General features: G+C 72.8%; 17 protein-coding genes and 3 tRNA genes. 13 read left to right on the top strand and 7 right to left on the bottom strand.

Annotated elements, in window-relative coordinates; genetic code table 11:
* Positions 1 to 78: 78 nt before the first annotated feature.
* A complete protein-coding gene (locus tag ASD48_RS13375) occupies positions 79 to 870 on the bottom strand; it encodes a VOC family protein (protein ID WP_057601786.1) in 792 nt (263 codons plus the stop codon).
* Between the two features lie 307 nt (positions 871 to 1,177).
* Here ASD48_RS13375 and ASD48_RS13380 point away from each other — a divergent pair, with 307 nt between their 5' ends.
* The 6 genes from ASD48_RS13380 to ASD48_RS13400 all read left to right on the top strand — a co-directional run bounded on the left by ASD48_RS13380 (position 1,178) and on the right by ASD48_RS13400 (position 5,119).
* On the top strand, positions 1,178 to 1,423 hold the full coding sequence (locus tag ASD48_RS13380; RefSeq protein WP_199875776.1) for a WhiB family transcriptional regulator: 246 nt from the start codon (positions 1,178 to 1,180) through the stop codon (positions 1,421 to 1,423).
* Positions 1,424 to 1,494: 71 nt separating this feature from the next.
* A tRNA-OTHER gene (locus ASD48_RS44175) sits at positions 1,495 to 1,564 on the top strand.
* Positions 1,565 to 1,573: 9 nt separating this feature from the next.
* A tRNA-Glu gene (locus tag ASD48_RS13385) sits at positions 1,574 to 1,645 on the top strand.
* A gap of 42 nt (positions 1,646 to 1,687) precedes the next feature.
* A complete protein-coding gene (locus ASD48_RS13390; RefSeq protein WP_057601788.1) occupies positions 1,688 to 3,052 on the top strand; it encodes an SDR family oxidoreductase in 1,365 nt (454 codons plus the stop codon).
* Positions 3,053 to 3,213: 161 nt separating this feature from the next.
* Complete coding sequence (locus ASD48_RS13395; protein WP_057601840.1) at positions 3,214 to 4,362, top strand: hypothetical protein; 1,149 nt, start codon at positions 3,214 to 3,216, stop codon at positions 4,360 to 4,362.
* 681 nt (positions 4,363 to 5,043) lie between these two features.
* Positions 5,044 to 5,119 (top strand) — tRNA-Trp (locus tag ASD48_RS13400).
* Between the two features lie 20 nt (positions 5,120 to 5,139).
* Here ASD48_RS13400 and ASD48_RS13405 read toward each other — a convergent pair.
* The 5 genes from ASD48_RS13405 to ASD48_RS13425 form a co-directional block, all read right to left on the bottom strand.
* Positions 5,140 to 5,805 (bottom strand): hypothetical protein, encoded by a 666-nt coding sequence (locus tag ASD48_RS13405; protein ID WP_242432582.1) that lies wholly within the window; start codon positions 5,803 to 5,805, stop codon positions 5,140 to 5,142.
* A gap of 207 nt (positions 5,806 to 6,012) precedes the next feature.
* On the bottom strand, positions 6,013 to 6,987 hold the full coding sequence (locus ASD48_RS13410) for an acyl-ACP desaturase (protein ID WP_057601790.1): 975 nt from the start codon (positions 6,985 to 6,987) through the stop codon (positions 6,013 to 6,015).
* 217 nt (positions 6,988 to 7,204) lie between these two features.
* Positions 7,205 to 7,981, bottom strand: a complete 777-nt coding sequence (gene ddaH, locus ASD48_RS13415) for a dimethylargininase (protein ID WP_057601791.1) — start codon at positions 7,979 to 7,981, stop codon at positions 7,205 to 7,207.
* A 138-nt stretch (positions 7,982 to 8,119) separates the two neighbouring features.
* The gene (locus tag ASD48_RS13420; protein ID WP_057601792.1) at positions 8,120 to 9,742 is read right to left on the bottom strand and encodes an ABC-F family ATP-binding cassette domain-containing protein; all 1,623 of its coding nucleotides are present in this window, start codon (positions 9,740 to 9,742) and stop codon (positions 8,120 to 8,122) included.
* 268 nt (positions 9,743 to 10,010) lie between these two features.
* Complete coding sequence (locus ASD48_RS13425; RefSeq protein ID WP_057601793.1) at positions 10,011 to 10,427, bottom strand: SsgA family sporulation/cell division regulator; 417 nt, start codon at positions 10,425 to 10,427, stop codon at positions 10,011 to 10,013.
* A 224-nt stretch (positions 10,428 to 10,651) separates the two neighbouring features.
* Between ASD48_RS13425 and ASD48_RS13430 the strand changes: the two genes are divergently transcribed.
* From ASD48_RS13430 to ASD48_RS44725, 4 genes are all read left to right on the top strand, one after another.
* Complete coding sequence (locus tag ASD48_RS13430) at positions 10,652 to 11,761, top strand: oxidoreductase (RefSeq protein WP_242432583.1); 1,110 nt, start codon at positions 10,652 to 10,654, stop codon at positions 11,759 to 11,761.
* A gap of 110 nt (positions 11,762 to 11,871) precedes the next feature.
* Positions 11,872 to 12,201: a hypothetical protein gene (locus ASD48_RS13435; protein ID WP_057601795.1), complete on the top strand. Its 330-nt coding sequence runs from the start codon at positions 11,872 to 11,874 to the stop codon at positions 12,199 to 12,201.
* 61 nt (positions 12,202 to 12,262) lie between these two features.
* A complete protein-coding gene (locus tag ASD48_RS13440; protein WP_057601796.1) occupies positions 12,263 to 12,952 on the top strand; it encodes an endonuclease V in 690 nt (229 codons plus the stop codon).
* A gap of 266 nt (positions 12,953 to 13,218) precedes the next feature.
* Positions 13,219 to 13,365 carry a hypothetical protein gene (locus ASD48_RS44725; RefSeq protein ID WP_199875778.1) on the top strand — a complete coding sequence of 49 codons (147 nt, stop codon included), beginning with the start codon at positions 13,219 to 13,221 and terminating at the stop codon, positions 13,363 to 13,365.
* 25 nt (positions 13,366 to 13,390) lie between these two features.
* Here ASD48_RS44725 and ASD48_RS13445 read toward each other — a convergent pair whose 3' ends face one another.
* The gene (locus ASD48_RS13445; RefSeq protein ID WP_057601797.1) at positions 13,391 to 14,563 is read right to left on the bottom strand and encodes a saccharopine dehydrogenase NADP-binding domain-containing protein; all 1,173 of its coding nucleotides are present in this window, start codon (positions 14,561 to 14,563) and stop codon (positions 13,391 to 13,393) included.
* 186 nt (positions 14,564 to 14,749) lie between these two features.
* Here ASD48_RS13445 and ASD48_RS13450 point away from each other — a divergent pair, with 186 nt between their 5' ends.
* Genes ASD48_RS13450 through ASD48_RS13460 form a run of 3 tightly spaced genes read left to right on the top strand, consistent with a single transcriptional unit; the run spans position 14,750 to position 19,545 of the window.
* Complete coding sequence (locus tag ASD48_RS13450; protein WP_057601798.1) at positions 14,750 to 16,054, top strand: CaiB/BaiF CoA-transferase family protein; 1,305 nt, start codon at positions 14,750 to 14,752, stop codon at positions 16,052 to 16,054.
* A gap of 39 nt (positions 16,055 to 16,093) precedes the next feature.
* Entirely contained in the window at positions 16,094 to 17,308 is a 1,215-nt protein-coding gene (locus ASD48_RS13455; protein WP_057601799.1) for an acetyl-CoA C-acetyltransferase, read from the top strand.
* A gap of 41 nt (positions 17,309 to 17,349) precedes the next feature.
* Positions 17,350 to 19,545, top strand: a complete 2,196-nt coding sequence (locus tag ASD48_RS13460; RefSeq protein WP_057601800.1) for a 3-hydroxyacyl-CoA dehydrogenase NAD-binding domain-containing protein — start codon at positions 17,350 to 17,352, stop codon at positions 19,543 to 19,545.
* Positions 19,546 to 19,550: the final 5 nt, after the last annotated feature.

Raw genomic sequence — 19,550 nt, forward strand, 5'->3', positions numbered from 1 at the left:
CCCGGCCCCCGCGCCCGGCCCCCGCCCCCCGCCCGGCCCTGTCCCTGCTCTTCCGTCCCCGTGCTCTTCCGCGCCGCCTCACATCTCCTGTGGCACGCTCTTGATTACGGCGAAGCGTGCCCCGTAGGGGTCGGCGAGCTTGGCGATGCGGCCGACGCCCTCGATGTCCGTGGCGGGCATCCGCACCCTGCCGCCGAGTTCCTCCGCCCTGGCCACGACCGTGTCCGCGTCGGCGACCTCGAAGTACGGCAGCCAGTACGCGCCGGTCTCGGCCTCCGTGGGGTCGTCGGCCAGCGGCACGATCCCGCCGAACATCGCCTCCTCCCCGGCGCCGGCCGGATTGACGCAGGTGTACGTGCCGCCCGGGAAGGGGGCGGCCGAGGTCTCCAGGCCCAGCGTGGCGTTGTAGAAGGCGGCCGCCGCGGCGACGTCCGGCGTGTACAGCTCGACCCAGCACAGCGCGCCGGGTTCGTTCGCCACGTCCACGCCCACGGTCTGTCCCGGCTGCCAGAGTCCGAACGGCACGCCCGCCTGGTCGGCCAGGACCGCCATCGTGCCCTGGCCCATCACGTCCATCGGCGCGAAGAGGACCGTGCCGTGTTTCCGCTCGGCGGCCTGCGCCGTGGCCTGCGCGTCCGGTGTCCGGAAGTAGACCGTCCACGAGGGCGGGCCCTGCCCGGGGGCGGTCTGCATGCCGCCCGCCACGGTCTTCCCGTCCAGTTGGAAGAAGCCGTAACCACCGGCGTCGGGTCCCGCCGACCGGAACCGCCAGTCGAAGAGAGCGCCGTAGAAGGAGGTGGCGCCGTCGATGTCGGACGTGCCGACATCGATCCAGTTCGGAGCGCCGTTGACGAAACGGGTGGTGAGCATCGTTGCCCTCCTCGAAGGGGTCCCGTTCTCTGCACTGCCGAGTCTCGCACCGCCCACTGACAATCGCTGCCGGAACACGACCGCCGACGCGGCCTCCCCGCCCGGTCACCGAAGGTGATGGCCGGTTGCGAGGGGTCACAGGGGGACGTCGTGCTTTCGTCCGGCGTCCGAGAGTGTTCCGGGTGTACCGCGCGCCGCCGTGCGCCCGGGTGGGAGGCAGGAGCATCATCGGGCGGCCGGGGGCCTCGGGCGCCGCGTATATCCGTCGTTGATCGAACGTTTTTCGCCGCGGGGCACGATCCTGGCCATGTACACCGACACGATTCCGACACCCGACCTCGGCTGGCAGCGCGAGGCGCTGTGCGCACAGACCGGGGCGGAGTTCTTCTTCCCCGAGCCCGGCAGCTCGGTGCGGGAGGCGAAGCGCATCTGCGGCATGTGCGAGATGCGTTCCGCCTGCCTCGAGTACGCCCTGGACAACGACGAGCGTTTCGGCGTCTGGGGCGGCATGTCCGAGAAGGAGCGCCTGAGCCTGAGGCGCACGGCACGCTGAACCGCGCGTCGCGGCGACCCCGAATCCGAGTGACCGCGTCGCGGGGGTGCGGTTAGGATCCGGGGGCGTGTCCGGACGTGGCGCAGCGGCGCGGGCACAACGCGCAGGCGCGTCACGCCGGTTCGCGTCCGGTCGTCCGGATGCGTGCGCGGTCCCGTAGAGCAGAGGCAGACTCGCCACCTTCTCAGGGTGGATACGCCGGTTCGAATCCGGTCGGGACCACAGTGGTGGGCAAGAGGCGGGGACGGGGCGGGACGGCGACGGATGGGCGAGGACAGCGCAGGGGCGGCGTTCGGCCCGGGGGTCACCGAGGCGGAGCTGGCCGCCTTCCACGACGTCGTGGGCAGGCTGCGCGCGCTGCCCGTGGACGATCCCGTACGGCTGCGGGCCGAGCAGGTCGCCGCGTCCTTCGCGCGTGACGGACGGCTGCGGCGGCGCAAGGAACGGGGCGCCGAGGTGGCGGCAGCCGACGCGGCGGCGATGGCGGCGACGGCGACCGGGGCCCTGGACCGGCGCGAGGACGCGCCCGTGTCGGCCGCCGGATCCGGAGGACGTTTCCAGCGGCCGCGCACCTGCTATGTCTGCAAGTCGGCCTATCGAGACGTCGACACCTTCTACCACCGGCTCTGCCCCGCCTGCGCCGCGGACAACCTGGCCCGCCGTTCGCTGAGCACCGACCTGAGCGGGCGCCGTGTCCTGCTCACCGGCGGCCGGGTGAAGATCGGCTTCCAGCTGGCGCTGATGATGTTGCGGGACGGCGCGCGGACGGTCGTCACCTCCCGTTTCCCGCACGACACCGTCCGCCGTTTCCGCGCCGAGCCCGGCAGCGCGCAGTGGCTGGACCGGCTCACCGTCGTCGCCGTCGATCTGCGCGACCCGCGCCAGGTGCTGGGCCTGTGCGAGGAACTGCGCCAGGAGGGCGAACCGCTCGACATCCTCGTCAACAACGCGGCGCAGACCGTGCGTCGCCCGCCGGAGTCCTACGCCCTGCTGGCCGCCGGAGAGCGCGACGCGCTGCCCGAGGGGACGCGCCGGGCGCCCGGGTTCACCCCGATGCGGATGCTGGAGGGCCTCGGCGGCTCGCTCTCCGCGCTTCCGGCCGCCCTGCGGGAGGCCGACGAGGCCGGACTGCTGCCCGATCCCTCCCCGGAGAACTCCTGGTCGGCCCGGCTCGGCGCGCTCGACCCGGCCGAGGTGCTGGAGACCCAGCTCGTCAACGCCCTCGCGCCCGCGCTGCTCTGCGACCGGTTGCTGCCGCTGCTGCTGGCGTCGCCGCATCCGCGTCGGTACGTGGTCAACGTGACGGCCGTCGAGGGCCGGTTCGCGGTGCGCAACAAGATGCCCGGGCATCCGCACACCAACATGGCCAAGGCCGCCCTCAACATGCTCACCCGCACCAGCGCGGACGCGCTCGCCGAGCAGGGTGTGCACATGTGCGCCGTCGACACCGGCTGGATCACCGACGAGAACCCGGCGCCGAAGAAGGCCCGGATGGCGGGCGCGGGCTTCCGCACCCCGCTGGACATCGTGGACGGCGCGGCCCGCGTGTACGACCCGATCGTGCGCGGCGAGGCCGGCCACCCGGTGTCGGGCGTGTTCCTCAAGGACTACCGGGAGGCGCAGTGGTGAGCGAGGAGAAGGCGGCGGGGCCGCATGCCGAGCCGGGGCCTGAGCCGGTGCCGGAGCCGGAGCGTGGACCGGAGCGTGTGCCGGAGCCGGAGCCGGAGCCGGAGCCGGGGCCGGAGCGTGGGCCGGAGCCGGGTTCGGCCCGCTTCGCCGGAGTGCCCCACGTGGTGCCCCGCCCCCTCGCCGATCTCGGCCCGCTGCTCGACTGGCTGCGCGCCGGACGTCCGGCGGGCGAGCGGCTGGACTTCGCCGCGGGCACCGCGCTGCCCGACGGACGGCTCGACCTGTGCAAGCAGGGTCTGGGGGCCGAGGGCGCCGCTCTGGTCGCCGAGGCCCTGGCCCACGGGCCCTCGCCCGTACGGCATCTGCTCCTCGGCACCGACGCCCTCGGGGACGAGGGTGCCGCCACCGTGGCCGGTACGAGCGCGCCGGTCGAGACGCTCTACCTCGGCTGCAACGGCATCACCGCGGGCGGTGCCTGCCGTATCGCCGACCAGCTGCGCGCCTCGCCGCAGGTGGTCACGGGGGTGTGGCTCAAACGCAACCCGCTGGGCCGTGGTGGTGGCCGTGCGGCGGCCGAACTCGTCGAGTCCGCAGGGACGTTGCGCACCCTCGACCTCGTGCAGACCGGACTCGACGCGGCGGGCGTCACCGTACTCGCCGACGCGCTGCTGGCCGCCGCGGGCAACGGACGGCGGGTCGAGCGGCTGTTCGTCGGCGGCAACCCGCTGGGGGAGGCGGGCGCGGAGGCGCTCGCGGCGGTGGTCGCCGCCGGGGCGATCGACGAACTGTACGTGTCCGCCGCCCGGTTGGGCGACGCGGGCGCGCTCCGGCTCGCCGAGGCCCTCGACCGGGCGCCGTACGGAAGGCTCGCCCGGCTGTCGGTGGCCAGCAACGGCATCGGGCCCGCGGCCTCCGCCCGGCTGGTCGGCGCGGCCACCGCCTCCGGTGTCACCCTGCTGGACCTCGGCCGGGTCCGGGCGGCGGCCGTGCTCGGCGCCGCGGACAACCGGCTGGACCTGGCGGCCGCCGAGAGCGTCGGGCGGACGCTGGCGGCCCACGAGCACCGCCTGTCCCACCTCGTCCTGCGCCACACGGGCCTGCGCAGCCGCGAGGCCCACCGCATCCTCGACCACGCGCCCCGCGCGGCCACCGCCACCCGCTTCGTCCTCGGCCAGGGCGTCGCCGCCACCGTCAAACGCCGTCTGGCGGCCCTCGGCGCCCATGTCCCGCCCCCGGCCGTCCCGCCCGACGTGGCGGCCGTACGCAGCGTGCACCGCACGGCGGCGCCGGAGGCACCCCCGGCGGACTGAGGCCCGTCCGCCGTCGGTCCGCCGGGCCCGGTGCCACCCCGCTTGCCCCGCCCGTTCAGCGCCGCATCGCCGTGAACACCGCGCTCCAGAACTTCTGTTGCTGCTCGGACGCCCTACCAGGTACGTCGCCCGCAGCCTGGCCGGCAGATGCGTGACCAGGCGGGTCACCACGGTGTGATGCCTGCGCAGTTGGGACAACTCCGCGTTGGCGAGGATCTGGTGGACGACGTCGCTGTCGTCGCCGCCCTCGTCGGAGCGGGCGGCGGCGCGGCGCAGCCGGGCCTCCCACGCGTCCGCGTCCCGGGCCAACGCGCGCAGGCCCGTCACGGGGCGGCCCTTCAGGCGGTCGACCAGCGCGGTCAGCGGCACCGGCGCGTACTCGCCGTCGCCGAGGCAGACCGTGGCCATCTCCAGCGGCAGCCCGCGCCGGTGCGGTTTGACCAGCCGCTCCAGGGTGCGCTTGGTGATCCAGGCGCGGCCCTCCTCGTCGCCTGCGCGAGCCGGTCGAGGATCTCGGCCGTACGGTTCTGGCCGGGTCGGCCGTCGGGACCCGGCTCGGCCGGCCGGAGCCGCTCGCCGTCGATCAGCGGCAGGTCCCAGCGCAGCGGGAATCCCTCTCGGGCGTTGGCCGGTACCAGGCCCCACCGACAACGGGGCAAGGCATTACGCTCTGGGGCAAGGGCGGGGTCGTAGCGCAGAGGCAGCCGCACCGGTCTCCAAAACTGGATCACGCTGGTTCGAATCCAGCCGCCCCGCCCCCCCTCGACGCCCGCTGCGTCAGGCGATGGCGCCCGCCGTCACGACGAGTTCCGGCGCCGTCCCGTGGAACGTGCCGACGATCTGCGCCAGCACCGCCCAGGCTTCCTCGCGCCCGCCCAGGTGGTCCCGCACCAGCGGGCGCAGGGCGTCCTCGGCGTCGCGGACCCGGGCCGGGAACATGACATGGCCGAGAGACAGCACCTCCAGGACCCGGGAGGCCGGACCGTGGGCGGTCGCGTACGCGGCGGGGCCGTCCAGGACGCCCGCCTGCCGCAGCCGGTGCGTGAACTTGGGGTGCGACCCGAACCGGGCGCGCAGCGCGGGCGGGCAGTCCGGGCGCACCGACAGCGCCCAGCGCGGGTAGCCGGGCAGCGCCAGCTCGTCGTTCGCCGCGCCGACGGTCTCCCAGTCGCCCCGGGTGAGCACCATGGAGGCGGCCGCGCGGGCGGAGGGCATCAAGTCCGCCCTGCGCAGGGCGCCGACGAGGCCGTGCCGGACGTAGCTCTCGGGGATCTCGGGTTCCTGCCGCTCGTGGATCGAGCGCACCGGCAGGGGCTTCGTGCGCCCGGGGCCGAACGGCACCCCGCGCGCGAGGGCCCGGCGCAGACCGAGGTCGTTGCCGACGAAGCGCCACACGACGGCGTTCAGCGCGGGGTCGTCCTGCTCCAGGACCCAGAGCACCACCGAGGCGGGCGCGGTGGGCCAGGTCCACGCGCGGTTCAGCCTGCGCCGGATCGTGGCGGCGTCATCGGCGGTGGCCGGGGGCAGACCGATCCGTGCCCGGATCCGGCCGGCGGTGTCGTCGTCGGTCAGCCCGAGCAGGAAGCCGACCGCCTGCCGGACCGTGTCACTGTCACCTGTGCGAGCCGTCGAAGCGATCGGCGGGGGCGGTCAGCCGGCCGCGCGGGCCGCCATCCGGGCCTTGCGGGCCGCCAGCTTCTCGTCGAACTTGGACGCCTCCGAGTCGAGGCCGCCCATGTACAGGCCGATCTCCTCCTGCGCCTTCTGGCCCTCGGGGCCGAGACCGTCGACCTCCATGACCTTCAGGAAGCGCAGCACGGGCTGGATGACGTCGTCGTGGTGGATGCGCAGGTTGTACACCTCGCCGATCGCCATCTGCGCGGCGAACCGCTCGAAGCCGGGCATGCCGTGACCGGGCATGCGGAAGTTGACGAGGACATCGCGCACGGCCTGCATGGTCAGGTCGGGGGCCAGCTCGAAGGCGGCCTTCAGCAGGTTGCGGTAGAAGACCATGTGCAGGTTCTCGTCGGTCGCGATGCGCGCCAGCATGCGGTCGCAGACCGGGTCCCCGGACTGGTGGCCGGTGTTGCGGTGGGAGACGCGGGTCGCCAGCTCCTGGAAGGCGACGTAGGCGACCGAGTGCAGCATCGAGTGCCGGTTGTCGGACTCGAAGCCCTCGCTCATGTGGGACATGCGGAACTGCTCCAGCTTGTCCGGGTCCACCGCGCGCGAGGCGAGCAGGTAGTCGCGCATCACGATGCCGTGCCGGCCCTCCTCGGCCGTCCAGCGGTGCACCCAGGTGCCCCAGGCGCCGTCGCGGCCGAAGAGCGAGGCGATCTCGTGGTGGTAGCTGGGCAGGTTGTCCTCGGTGAGCAGGTTCACGACGAGCGCGATCCGGCCGATCTCGGTGACCTTGGACTGCCCCTTCTCCCAGGCCTCGCCGTCCTCGAAGAAGCCGGGGAAGTTACGGCCGTCGCTCCACGGGACGTACTCGTGGGGCATCCAGTCCTTGGTGACCTTCAGGTGCCGGTTGAGTTCCTGCTCGACCACTTCCTCCAGCGCGTACAGCAGCTTGGCGTCGGTCCAGACGGCGGGGCTACCGAGGTGAGGGGAGGTGATCGTCACGAGAACTCCAGGGGGACGTGAAGCGGAGTGGAACACTCCGGCGAGCGAGGCCGGAACTTGCGGAATCGTAGGCTACGTATCCGTAGGTTACGAAACCGTAGGTTAAGAACAGCGTAAACATCGCTGATCAGACGTGCCGCGTCAAGTAATTCCGGGCATGCCAAACAGCCCCGGGAACCGCAGGTCCCAGGGCTGAATGAGTGACGGGTTCACTTGCTCAGGCGTACAGCTCACGCAGTCGTACCGAGAGGCATGTCACACATCCCTCGAGCTTCTCGAACTCGCCGATGTCGACGACGACGGGCTCGTGACCGAGATCGGCGAGCAGGTCCGCCGTCTTCGGCGCGGCCGCCGAGATGAGCACGTGCGGGCCGCCGAGCAGCACCACGTGCGAGCCGGCCTCCTCGGGCACCGACAGGAAGCGCGGGAACAGCGACGGCCGGTCCACCTTGGGGATGTGGCCGATCACCGTGCCGTCGGGCAGCGCCGTGACCGCCGACTTCAGGTGCAGCACCTTGCTCACCGGTACGGCCACGACCCGCGCGCCGAGCGGTTCGAAGGCGGCGCGCACCTGCTGGACGCCGGCCGCGTTGGTACGGCCGCCCCGGCCGACGTAGATCGTGTCGCCGACCTTGAGCACGTCACCGCCGTCCAGCGTGCCCGGCTCCCAGATCCAGTTCACCGAGCAGCCCAGGCGGGCCACGGCCTCCTCGACCCCGAGGGTCTCGTCGCGCCGGGACTCGGCGCCGGAGCGCGCGATCAGGGCGACGTTCTTGTACATCACCACCGTGTCCTCGACGAACACGGAGTCCGGGCAGTCGTCGGCCGGATCGACCTCGACGGTCTCCCAGCCGTGCCCCCGCAGGGCCTCGGCGTACGCCTCCCACTGCTCCAGCGCGCGCTCCACGTCGACCTTCTCCCGCTCGACGTGCGTCACCAGGCCCTCGGCGAGGCGCGGGCTGGGGCGGCGGATGAGGGCCTTCTTGCTGGGCACGTCCTGGTCTCCGAATCGGGTGGCGCAAACCGGCGCCTCGGACGCGGCGCCGGTCAGCCATCATGCAGGGCGGGGCCACCAGGACAAAACCCCGCAGTAACAATGTGCCCCTCCTGAGACCATGCGAGGACCGGTGGCCTAGGCCGGATCCGCCATCTCCGCCGCCGTCGTCTCCCGCAGTTCCCCGTCCAGCAGCAGCCAGCGGGTGATGCCGATGGACTCCAGGAACGGCAGGTCGTGGCTGGCCACGATCAGCGCGCCCTCGTAGGACTCCAGGGCCGTGGTGAGCTGGCGCACGCTCGCCATGTCGAGGTTGTTGGTCGGCTCGTCCAGCATGAGCAGCTGAGGCGCCGGCTCGGCCAGCATCAGCGCGGCCAGGCTCGCCCGGAAGCGTTCCCCGCCGGACAGCGTGGCCGCCTTCTGGTCGGCGCGGGCGCCCCGGAACAGGAAGCGGGCCAGCCGGGCCCGGACCCGGTTGTTGGTGGCGCCCGGCGCGAACCGGGCCACGTTCTCGGCGACCGTGAGCTCGCCGTCGAGGATGTCGAGACGCTGGGGCAGGAAACGCAGCGGCACGTGCGCGTGCGCCTCGCCGGCCTCCGGCGCCAGCTCCCCGGCGATGGTGCGCAGCAGCGTCGTCTTGCCCGCGCCGTTGCGTCCGACCAGCGCGACCCGCTCGGGACCGCGCAGGTCGAGACCGCCGTCCACGCGCGCGCCGTACGCGAGCCGGAGGTCCTGCAGCAGCAGGACCTCGCGCCCCGGCGGCACGGCCGTGTACGGCAGTTCGACGCGGATCTCGTCGTCGTCCCGTACGGCCTCCACCGCGTCGTCGAGCCGCTCCCTGGCCTTGGCGAGCTTCTCCTCGTGCATGATCCGGTACTTGCCGGCCGACTCCTGCGCCGCGCGCTTGCGTGCCCCCATCACGATCTTCGGCTCGCGCTTCTGGTCGGACATCTTCTGCCCGTACCGCCTGCGGCGGGCCAGCGTGACCTGGGCGTCGACCAGTTCGCGCTTCTGTTTCTTCAGGTCGGCCTCGGCGACGCGCACCATGCGCTCGGCGGCCTCCTGCTCGGTGGCCAGGGCCTCCTCGTACGCGGAGAAGTTGCCGCCGTACCAGGTGACGCCGCCGGCGCGCAGGTCGGCGATCTGGTCGACGAGGTCGAGCAGCTCGCGGTCGTGGCTGACCACGACCAGTACCCCCGGCCAGGAGGCGACCGCCGCGTACAGCCGCCGCCGGGCGTACAGGTCGAGGTTGTTGGTCGGCTCGTCCAGCAGCAGGACGTCCGGCCGGCGCAGCAGCAGCGCGGCCAGTCGCAGCAGCACCGACTCGCCGCCCGACACCTCACCGATGGTGCGGTCGAGGTCGATGTGGCCGAGCCCGAGTTCGCCGAGGGTGGCCAGCGCGCGCTCCTCGACGTCCCAGTCGTCGCCGAGGGTGTCGAAGTGCCGCTCGGAGGAGTCACCGGCTTCGATGGCGTGCAGCGCGGCCCGCTGCGGGGCGATGCCGAGCGCCGCGTCGACCTTCATCGTGGTGTCGAGGGTGACGTTCTGCGGGAGGTGTCCGACCTCGCCGGCGCGGCGCACCGTGCCGTCGGAGGGGGCGAGTTCCCCGGAGACGAGCTTCAGCAGGGTCGACTTGCCGGAGCCGTTGACGCCGACGAGTCCGGTCCGGCCGGGGCCGAAGGCGATGTCGAGGCCGTCGAAGACGGGGGTGCCGTCCGGCCAGGAGAAGGTGAGGGAGGTACAGGTGACGGAGTGAGTCAAAGCGGGCCTCGTGGTGGCGTGTGCGGTCAGGGGCGACACGTGTCGAGACACCGGAAAGCGGCGACCACCCGCGACAGCGGGGGAACGCGGAGACATGCAGAAGGTCCTGCTCCGCAAGGACGGCTCGAAGGCCGAGGTCGCACGCGGCGCACACACTGCAGAGGTGTGGCGCGGTGTCTCAAGACCTCAGACGAGCAACGTCCTTCTCCGATCGACGGCAACAGAACCGTTCTAAACGGTAGGAGGGCCCGGAAGGGCTGTCAACGGATTAACAGGCGTCGCGCATCAGCTCCGCCAGGTCGTGGTCGAGGTCGAGCTGCCGGTACTCCGTGCCGGCGGGCACCAGCTCACTCGTGGCCTGCAGGAAGTCACGGATCTCCGTGGTGTGGACGTGCACGACGGCGGTGCCCTCGGGCGCGTGGAACTCCAGCACGGTGCGGCCGTACCCGTAGGGCCGCACCCGGACGTCGCCGTGGCCCTCGGCGTCGTGCAGGCCCGCGGCGAGCAGGTCACGGGCGAAGGTCCAGCAGACCTCGACGCCCTCCAGGGTGGCCGGAGCCGGGAAGGTCATGCGGACGGCGAAGGGGTCCTGCCGGTCGTAGGACAGGGTGGCGGGGATGGTCTGCATCCGGGGCGCGGCGGCCACCAGACGGGCCTCTACGGACTGCTCGATGACGGTGGACAACGCCTTGCTCCCTCGTGACGGCGGGACGATCTTCCGGGCGGTGCGTCCGGACACTGGAAGAGACGCCGGAACCGGCCGATCCGTGCACACCATTTCCGAGTGACCTCGGTCACCGTCTTTCATGCACACGAGTGACTCACCTCTCCTCCCGTGTCCGGTGCGGTGGTTGAGGCGATCGCGGGCATCTGGACGCCGCCGAAAGCCGTGGGCTAGCTTCGCCCGCCATGAGGCGCTTGGGGAAGACGCGACGCACGGTTCGTACGGCACGGGGGAGCGGCCGGGTGGTGGCGGCGGCCTGCGGGGCGGCACTGGCCCTCCTGGCCGCCGTGCCCGCCCGGGCACACACACCGGGGCCCGCGGCACCGCACTGGGACCTCAAGGACACCGGCACGGCCTCCGTACGGTTCCGGGGCCTCGCGGCGGTCGACCGGCACACCGCCTGGGTGTCTGGCACCGAGGGCACCGTCCTGCGCACCACCGACGGCGGCGAGAGCTGGCGAGACGTCTCGCCGCCGGGCGCCGCCGACCTCCAGTTCCGCGACATCGAGGCGTTCGACGCGCGCCGCGCGGTGGTGCTCGCCATCGGCGAGGGCGAGGCGTCGCGGGTGTACCGCACCGAGGACGGCGGCACGACCTGGACGGAGTCCTTCCGCAACACCGACGCCCACGCCTTCTACGACTGCCTGACCTTCTTCGACCGCCGTCACGGCCTCGCCATGAGCGACCCGGTGGACGGAAAGTTCCGCATCCTGTCCACCGGCGACGGCGGCCGTTCCTGGAAGGTGCTGCCGAACGACGGCATGCCGGCCGCCCTGGACGGCGAGGCGGGCTTCGCGGCCGGTGGCCAGTGCCTGGTCTCCTCCGGGCCGAAGGACGTCTGGCTGGCCACCGGCGGGGCCGCACGCGCGCGTGTGCTGCACTCCTCCGACCGCGGACTGACGTGGACGGCCGCCGACACCCCGATCCCCGCCGGGGACCCCGCGCGCGGGGTCTTCGCCGTCGCCTTCCGCGACCGCACCCACGGCCTTGCCGTCGGCGGCGACTACCGCGCCGACCAGCCCTCCCCGCGGGCGGCCGCCGCCACCGGCGACGCGGGCCGCACCTGGCGGCCGGCCGGCACACCCCCGCCCGCCTACCGCTCCGGCGTCGCCTGGCTCCCGCACAGCCGCTCCGCCGCCCTCGCCGTGGGACCCACCGGCACCGACCTCACCACCGACGCCGGCCGCACCTGGCGCACCCTCGACACGGGCTCGTACGACACCGTGGACTGCACCGCCGACCTCGGCTGCTGGGCCGCCGGCGAAAAGGGGCGCGTGGCGCGCCTGGAGCACTGAGTCCTGGAGCACTGGGCCCTGGAGCACTGAGTCCTGGAGAACCGAACCCAGGAGAACCGAGCGGCTTCCGGGGTACCCGGTGGGGGCGAACGCGAAAGGAGTGAGTGCCCATGCCACGCGGTTCCAGCCCCAAGCGGGAGCGCCAGTACGAGCACATCAAGGAGAGCGCGCAGGACCGGGGCGAGAGCGCCGGACGGGCGAAGGAGATCGCCGCCCGGACGGTCAACAAGGAACGCGCCCGGTCCGGCGAGTCCAAGACCGCGAGCCGCACCTCCACCCAGGACATGTCCTCCGGCAAGCGGGGTGGTCAGCGGTCCGGCAAGGGCTCCCAGGGGCCCACGTACGACCAGCTCTACGAGGAGGCCAGGCGACGGGGCGTCAAGGGCCGTTCGGACATGAACAAGAGTCAGCTGCAGCGCGCGCTCGGCGACAAGGGCTGACGCGTCCGCGGCGGAACACGATCGCGGGCCCGCCCCCGGGAGCCGTACGCTCGTCCCCACGATGACGACCGTAGACATTCCGGCGGGCTGGCCCGCGACCGAGGAAGCGGCCCGCGCCGTCCAGGACGAGCTGCGGGCCCGGGTGGTGCTCGACGAACCGGGGCCGCCGCCCGGCACGGGGTACGTGACGGGCGTCGACGTCGCCTACGACGACGAGCGGGACGTCGTCGCGGCGGCGGCGGTCGTGCTGGACGCGGCGAGCCTCGACGTCGTCGCCGAGGCCACCGCCGTCGGGCGGATCTCCTTCCCGTACGTGCCCGGGCTGCTCGCCTTCCGCGAGATCCCCACCGTGCTCGCCGCCCTGGAGGCCCTGCCCCGGCAGCCCGGCCTGGTCGTCTGCGACGGGTACGGCCTGGCCCATCCGCGCCGCTTCGGTCTCGCCAGTCACCTGGGCGTCCTCACCGGCCTGCCCACCATCGGCGTGGCCAAGAACCCCTTCACCTTCACGTACGACGATCCCGACGTCCCGCGCGGATCGGCGTCCCCGCTGCTGGCGGGCGACGACGAGGTGGGGCGTGCGCTGCGCACCCGGGCGGGCGTGAAGCCGGTCTTCGTGTCCGTCGGCCACCGGGTCACCCTGGACGACGCCTGCGCCCACACCCTCGCCCTCACCCCGCGGTTCCGCCTCCCGGAGACGACCCGGAGGGCCGACGCGCTGTGCCGGCGGGCCCTTCAGGAGGCGACAACCTGAAGTACCTGTCGGCAGTTTGCGGCCGATGCGCCCCGCGGTACAGGGGGAGCGCCGCGGGGAGTCTCCGATCGGGGTACGGGCGGAGGGGTGCGCTGTTGGGCACACGCGGACGTCCGGGCGGCTCGCCGGAGCGCGCCGCGCGCGTACGTCCTACCTGTACGTCCTACCCGTAGGTGTCCCAGTACGTCGTCCCCGCACGGTCTGAGTACGTGGTCTGAGTACCCGTACGGATGTGCGGCCCGTGCTCCGCTCGGCAGGCTGGGGGCATGACCACGCACCGTGCCCCGAAGCCTCTCGCCGACCCGAACCGGCCCGTCGAGCGTGCCGTGAACGCCGCACTGATCCTCGCCGTCCTGGCGGGTGTCGGCTGGATCGCCGGCATGATCTACACGCTGGCGCAGTGGCCTCTCTGAGGCCGGGGACACGGCGCGGGGACGGTCAGCGGCGGGCCGCCACCCGGAAGCGGACACCCGCCCGGGTCAGCCGCCCGGTCAGCGCGTCGCCCATCGCCGCGGCCGTCGTCACCTGCCCCGCGGTCGGCGGGAGATCGTCGCAGGCCAGGGCCAGCGCCGCCTCGGCGAACATCTTCGCCGTCTCGTCGTAGCCGGGATCACCGCCCGCCACCTCGGTGTACACCCGCCGCCCGCCGCCCTCGCCGACGAACCGCACCGAGAACCAACTCCGCGCCCGCTTGTGCGCGCTGGGCCCCTCCCCGGGCTTGAGCCGGTCCGACAACCAGCGCCGGGCGGGTGGCAGCTGGGCCGCCGCGGCGAGCGTGCCGACCGCCGCGACCCCGCCCACGGCGACGGGCAGCCGCCGTACGGCCGCGTAGTGCCGGTAGCGGAAGTCGGGCCCGTAGCGGGGCAGTGCCCGCGCCGAACGCAGCACGATCTGCGGGTCGATGGTCGGCAGCGGCAGCGCCCAGGCGCCGACCTCCGGGGCGAACCGGGGCGGGCCCACCGGTGCGGCGGCCCGACGGCCCATCAGCCGCGGTTCGTGCCGGCCGCGCTCCCGGGCGGCGGCCAGCATCTGCCTGCCGCGCGCGAACTGGCCCAGCGCGGAGGCGAAGGTGCCGCCCGAGACGGTGGCGTCGACGCTCACGAAGCCGTCCACGGTCAGCGGCACGTCCTCGGGCAGCTGCCGGACGGTGAAGTACACGCCCAGGTCGTGCGGCACGGAGTCGAAGCCGCACGCGTGGAGCAGCCGCGCACCCGTCTCCCGCGCGCGTGCGTCGTGCCGGACGTACATCAGGTCCACGAACTCCGGCTCGCCGGTGAGGTCGAGGTAGTCGGCGCCGGTGTCCGCGCAGGCCGCCACGAGCTCCTCGCCGTACGACACGTACGGACCAACCGTCGTGGCCACCACGCGCGCCTGCTCCGCGAGCGCGCGCAGGGACGCCGGGTCCGAGACGTCGGCCCGCAGCACCCCGACGTCCCCGCCGAGCCGCTCGCGCAGACGTTCCAGCTTCTGCTCGCCCCGGCCGGCGATCGCCCAGCGCAGATCGGCGGGCGCGTGGGCGGAGAGGTACTCCGCGGTCAGCGTTCCCACGAAGCCGGTGGCCCCGAAGAGCACGATGTCGTACGGACGGTCCGACCTTTTCAGCCTGCTCATGACACCCCTTCGTCGTTGCACAGCCCGCGCCGCTGTCGGTGGCTGAGGCTAGCGTGAGCAGTGCGGAGGCCGACGGCAGGTGCCCCTAAAGTGTCTAAGCGCTTGCTCGCTCACCTCTTGTGCCCACTGGAACACGTTCTTAACATCACTGGTGTTACATCGGTTGTGTCACAGCAAGGGGGCTGGATGACGACGGGACGGACGGCGGGGCACGGCCCGCTGGCGGGCGTGCGCGTGGTGGAGCTCGCCGGGATCGGCCCCGGCCCCTTCGCGGGCATGCTGCTGGCCGACCTCGGCGCCGACGTCGTCCGCGTGGACCGCCCCGGCGGTTCGGCCCTGGCCATCGATCCCGCCCACGACGTCACCAACCGCAACAAGCGTTCGGTGATCGTCGACCTCAAGGCGCCGGACGGCCCCGCGCGCGTGCTCGACCTCGCCGCCCGCGCCGACGTGCTCATCGAGGGCAACCGGCCGGGTGTCGCCGAGCGCCTCGGCGTCGGCCCCGGGGACTGCCATGCCCGCAACCCCCGTCTGGTCTACGGCCGGATGACCGGCTGGGGCCAGGACGGCCCGCTCGCCCACCGCGCCGGTCACGACGTCTCCTACATCGCCGTCACCGGCGCGCTCGGCATGATCGGCACCCCGGACCGGCCGCCGCCCGTCCCCGCCAACCTGCTGGGGGACTACGCGGGAGGCTCGCTCTACCTCGTCGTCGGTGTTCTCGCCGCCCTGCACCACGCGCGCGTGAACGGTACCGGTCAGGTCGTCGACGCGGCCATCGTCGACGGCACCGCGCACCTCTCCGCGATGATCCACGGCATGCTCTCGGCCGGCGGCTGGCAGGACCGGCGCGCCGCCAACCTGCTCGACGGCGGCTGTCCGTACTACGGCACCTACGAGACCGCCGACGGCGGGTACATGGCGGTCGGCGCCCTGGAGCCGCAGTTCTACGACGCGTTCGTGGACCTTCTCGGCCTCGAGGACCTCCGCGAGGCCCGCACGGACTGGACGCGCTGGGGCGAACTGCGCGAGGCCGTCGCCGCCCGCTTCCGGTCCCGCACCCGCGACGAGTGGACGGCCCGTTTCGAGGGATCCGACGCGTGTGTGGCGCCCGTGCTGTCGCTGCGCGAGGCCCCGCACCACCCGCATCTCGCGGCCCGCGGCACCTTCACCGACCACGGCGGCATCACCCAGCCGGCCCCCGCGCCCCGGTTCTCCGCGACGCCCACGGCCGTGCGCACAGGGCCCGCGCGGCCGGGCGCCGACACCCCCGAGGTGGCCCGTGACTGGGACATACCGGAGCTCGTGACGGACCGTGTGAAGACGCCCGCCGAGACCGCGGCGGGGACTCCCGCGGAGGCGCACGCGACGACCATCGAGACGACCCCTGCGCCGACCGCCGCGACGGCCTCCGTTACGCCCTCTGTGACGACCCCTGTGACGACCTCTGCGACGACCCCTGTGAAGGACTTCCCGCACCGGGGCGACTGACCCCGCCCCGTACGGCCCACCCTCCCGAAAGGCTTACCAGTGAGCACCGAAGCGTACGTGTACGACGCGATCCGCACCCCGCGCGGCCGCGGCAAGGCGAACGGCGCCCTGCACGGCACGAAGCCCATCGATCTCGTCGTCGGCCTCATCCACGAGCTGCGAAGCCGTTTCCCCGGCCTCGACCCGGCCGCCATCGACGACATCGTGCTGGGCGTCGTCGGCCCCGTGGGCGACCAGGGCTCCGACATCGCGCGCATCGCCGCGATCGCGGCAGGACTGCCGGACACCGTCGCGGGCGTGCAGGAGAACCGCTTCTGTGCCTCGGGCCTGGAGGCCGTCAACCTGGCCGCCATGAAGGTCCGTTCGGGCTGGGAGGACCTCGTCCTGGCGGGCGGGGTGGAGTCGATGTCACGGGTGCCGATGGCCTCGGACGGCGGCGCCTGGTTCAACGACCCGATGACCAACCTGTCGGTCAACTTCGTGCCGCAGGGCATCGGCGCCGACCTCATCGCCACCATCGAGGGCTTCACCCGCCGCGATGTCGACGAGTACGCGGCCCTGTCGCAGGAGCGGGCGGCGACGGCCTGGAAGGAAGGCCGTTTCGACCGTTCCGTGGTGCCGGTGAAGGACCGCAGCGGCCTCGTCGTCCTCGACCACGACGAGCACCCGCGCCCCGGCACCACCGCCGACTCGCTCGGCAAGCTGAAGCCGTCCTTCGCCGACATCGGCGAGCTGGGCGGCTTCGACGCGGTGGCGCTCCAGAAGTACCACTGGGTGGAGAAGATCGATCACGTCCACCACGCGGGCAACTCCTCCGGCATCGTCGACGGCGCCTCCCTGGTCGCGATCGGCTCCAGGGAGGTCGGCGAGCGCCACGGGCTCACCCCCCGCGCGCGGATCGTCTCCGCGGCGGTCTCCGGCTCCGAGCCGACGATCATGCTCACCGGCCCCGCGCCCGCCACCCGCAAGGCCCTCGCCAAGGCCGGCCTGACCATCGACGACATCGACCTCGTCGAGATCAACGAAGCGTTCGCGGCGGTCGTCCTGCGCTTCGTCAAGGACATGGGCCTGTCCCTGGACAAGGTCAACGTCAACGGCGGCGCCATCGCCCTCGGTCACCCGCTCGGCGCCACCGGCGCGATGATCCTCGGCTCGCTCGTCGACGAACTGGAGCGCCAGGACAAGCGCTACGGCCTCGCCACCCTCTGCGTCGGCGGCGGCATGGGCATCGCCACCATCGTCGAGCGCGTCTGACCACCCCGGCGGAACCCACAGACTTCTACGGAGACCCTGTCATGACACAGAGCACCACCATCCGCTGGGAACAGGACCGCACCGGCCTCGTCACCCTCGTCCTCGACGACCCCGACCAGTCCGCGAACACCATGAACGCGGCCTTCCGCGCCTCCCTCGCCGCCGTCACCGACCGTCTGGAGGCCGAGAAGGACTCCATCCGGGGTGTCATCCTCACCTCCGCGAAGAAGACGTTCTTCGCCGGCGGCGACCTGCGCGACCTCATCCGCGTCACTCCCGAGACGGCCCAGGAGCTGCTGGACGGCGGTCTGGAGATCAAGCGCAACCTCCGCCGCATCGAGACCCTCGGCAAGCCGGTCGTCGCCGCCCTGAACGGCGCGGCCCTCGGCGGCGGATACGAGCTCGCCCTCGCCTGCCACCACCGCGTCGCCCTGGACGCGCCCGGCTCGAAGATCGGCTGCCCCGAGGTCACCCTCGGCCTGCTGCCCGGCGGCGGCGGTGTCGTGCGCACGGTCCGGCTGCTGGGCATCACCGACGCCCTCCTGAAGGTCCTCCTCAAGGGCACCCAGTACAGCCCGAAGGCGGCCCTGGAGAACGGCCTGGTGGACGAGGTCGCCGACTCGCCCGACGACCTGCTCGCCAAGGCCCGTGCCTTCATCGACGCGAACCCCGAGTCGCAGCAGCCTTGGGACCGGCCGGGCTACCGCATCCCGGGCGGCACCCCGTCGAACCCCCGGTTCGCCGCCAACCTGCCCGCGTTCCCGGCCAGCCTGCGCAAGGAGACCAACGGCGCCCCCTACCCGGCTCCGCGGAACATCCTCGCCGCGGCCGTCGAGGGCGCCCAGGTCGACTTCGAGACCGCGCAGGTCATCGAGGCCCGCTACTTCGTCGAACTGGCCGCCGGACAGACGTCGAAGAACATGATCCAGGCGTTCTTCTTCGACCTCCAGGCCGTCAACTCCGGCGTCAGCCGCCCCCAGGGCGTCGCACCCCGCCAGGTCCGCAAGGTGGCCGTCCTGGGCGCCGGGATGATGGGCGCCGGCATCGCCTACTCGTGCGCCCGCGCGGGCATCGACGTCGTCCTGAAGGACGTCTCCCTGGAAGCCGCCCTCAAGGGCAGGGCCTACTCCGAGAAGCTGTGCGCGAAGGCCGTCTCCCGGGGCCGTACGACCCAGGAGAAGGCGGACGCCCTGCTCGCCCGCATCACGCCCACCGCCGACCCCCAGGCCCTGGCCGGCTGCGACGCCGTGATCGAGGCCGTCTTCGAGGACACCTCCCTCAAGCACAAGGTGTTCCAGGAGATCGAACAGATCGTCGCCCCCGACGCGCTGCTGTGCTCCAACACCTCCACGCTGCCGATCACCGCCCTCGCCGAAGGCGTCGAGCGCCAGGACGACTTCATCGGGCTGCACTTCTTCTCGCCCGTGGACAAGATGCCGCTCGTCGAGATCATCAAGGGCGAGCGCACCGGCGACGAAGCGCTCGCGCGCGCCTTCGACCTGGTCCGGCAGATCAAGAAGACGCCGATCGTCGTCAACGACTCGCGCGGCTTCTTCACCTCACGGGTGATCGGCCACTTCATCAACGAGGGCGTCGCCATGGTCGGCGAGGGCATCGAGCCCGCGTCCGTGGAGCAGGCGGCGGCCCAGGCGGGCTACCCGGCCAAGGTCCTGTCCCTCATGGACGAACTCACCCTCACCCTCCCGCGCAAGATCCGCAACGAGTCCCGGAGGGCCGTGGAGGAAGCGGGCGGTGTCTGGCCCGGCCACCCCGCCGAGGCCGTCATCGACCGCATGGTCGACGAGTTCGGACGCACCGGCCGCAGTGGCGGAGCCGGCTTCTACGAGTACGGCGAGGACGGCAGGCGGGCCGGGCTGTGGCCGGGCCTGCGCGAGCACTTCACGCGCGCGGACGCCTCGATCCCCTTCCGGGACATGCAGGAACGCATGCTCTTCGCCGAGGCCCTCGACACCGTCAAGCTCCTCGAGGAGGGAGTCCTGACGTCCGTCGCGGACGCCAACATCGGCTCCCTCTTCGGCATCGGCTTCCCCGGCTGGACCGGCGGCGTCCTGCAGTACATCAACGGCTACCAGGGCGACGCCGAGGTGGGCAACGGACTCCCCGGATTCGTGGCCCGCGCGCGCCGGCTCGCCGAGCGCTACGGCGACCGCTTCACCCCGCCCGCGCTGCTGGTGGAGAAGGCGGAGCGGGGGGAGACCTTCACGGACGGGCGCTGAGCCAA

Source organism: Streptomyces sp. Root1310 (genome assembly GCF_001426425.1).
Taxonomy (GTDB): Bacteria; Actinomycetota; Actinomycetes; order Streptomycetales; family Streptomycetaceae; genus Streptomyces.

Bases quoted from the DNA above. Each gene is read 5' to 3' on its own strand.
- ASD48_RS13445 (WP_057601797.1), bottom strand. From the start codon at position 14,563: ATGAGCAGGCTGAAAAGGTCGGACCGTCCGTACGACATCGTGCTCTTC.
- ASD48_RS13460 (WP_057601800.1), top strand. From the start codon at position 17,350: ATGACACAGAGCACCACCATCCGCTGGGAACAGGACCGCACCGGCCTC.
- ASD48_RS13430 (WP_242432583.1), top strand. From the start codon at position 10,652: ATGAGGCGCTTGGGGAAGACGCGACGCACGGTTCGTACGGCACGGGGG.
- ASD48_RS13390 (WP_057601788.1), top strand. From the start codon at position 1,688: ATGGGCGAGGACAGCGCAGGGGCGGCGTTCGGCCCGGGGGTCACCGAG.
- ASD48_RS13450 (WP_057601798.1), top strand. From the start codon at position 14,750: ATGACGACGGGACGGACGGCGGGGCACGGCCCGCTGGCGGGCGTGCGC.
- ASD48_RS13440 (WP_057601796.1), top strand. From the start codon at position 12,263: ATGACGACCGTAGACATTCCGGCGGGCTGGCCCGCGACCGAGGAAGCG.
- ASD48_RS13435 (WP_057601795.1), top strand. From the start codon at position 11,872: ATGCCACGCGGTTCCAGCCCCAAGCGGGAGCGCCAGTACGAGCACATC.
- ASD48_RS13380 (WP_199875776.1), top strand. From the start codon at position 1,178: ATGTACACCGACACGATTCCGACACCCGACCTCGGCTGGCAGCGCGAG.
- ASD48_RS44725 (WP_199875778.1), top strand. From the start codon at position 13,219: ATGACCACGCACCGTGCCCCGAAGCCTCTCGCCGACCCGAACCGGCCC.
- ASD48_RS13375 (WP_057601786.1), bottom strand. From the start codon at position 870: ATGCTCACCACCCGTTTCGTCAACGGCGCTCCGAACTGGATCGATGTC.